At 35.3% G+C, this 529-nt stretch carries 1 protein-coding gene; it reads right to left on the bottom strand.

What is annotated here, in order from left to right:
• Nucleotides 1–340: 340 nt before the first annotated feature.
• A partial coding sequence (locus I6F50_RS20405; RefSeq protein ID WP_231613057.1) for a hypothetical protein occupies nt 341–529 on the bottom strand: 189 nt, incomplete at its 5' end.

The raw sequence follows: 529 nt of genomic DNA, 5'->3' as shown, positions 1-529 counted from the left end.
ATCTAAAAAGACCACAATCAGGCAAAACAAAAACCGATTGTTGGTTTTATGGTTGGTATTGTCAAAAATAATAATCAAAAAACACCGTAAACACTGAGCATACAGCCGACAGTTTGTGTTCTAGTATAGGAGTCAAACAAGACCTTTAGTCATAACTCAGGGTCTTTTTTTATGTCTGAAATATTAGAAGTTACACGTATAGTAGGGAGAAAAACCTACTTCATGAATTTTTAACCAAAAAGGAGACATAGATGACTTTATATGAATACCTATCATTATTTTTGATGACTTGCACATTGGCTCAAGGCTTTACGTGTAAAAGGCTGAGATAAATTTCTTACTATCTTGGATAACGACTTTTACGCTTAAACAAAAGCATTGGACTAGTGTTGCCAATCAGTATGTACTGTATGACCAAAAGTATGGCGAATAAACCTAGTAAATAGCCTGAGTATTCGAACGCCTCAATCGCCATACTTCTAGTAATGTCTCCAAGCACAAGATTGACAAGGAAAATACCTGCCATGAC

Origin of the sequence: Pseudoalteromonas sp. NZS127_1 (genome assembly GCF_015864295.1) — a bacterium.
Taxonomy (GTDB): Bacteria; Pseudomonadota; Gammaproteobacteria; order Enterobacterales; family Alteromonadaceae; genus Pseudoalteromonas; species Pseudoalteromonas arctica.
Note: the sequence above shows the minus strand (reverse complement) of the source record. Positions and strands in the feature narration are given on the sequence as shown.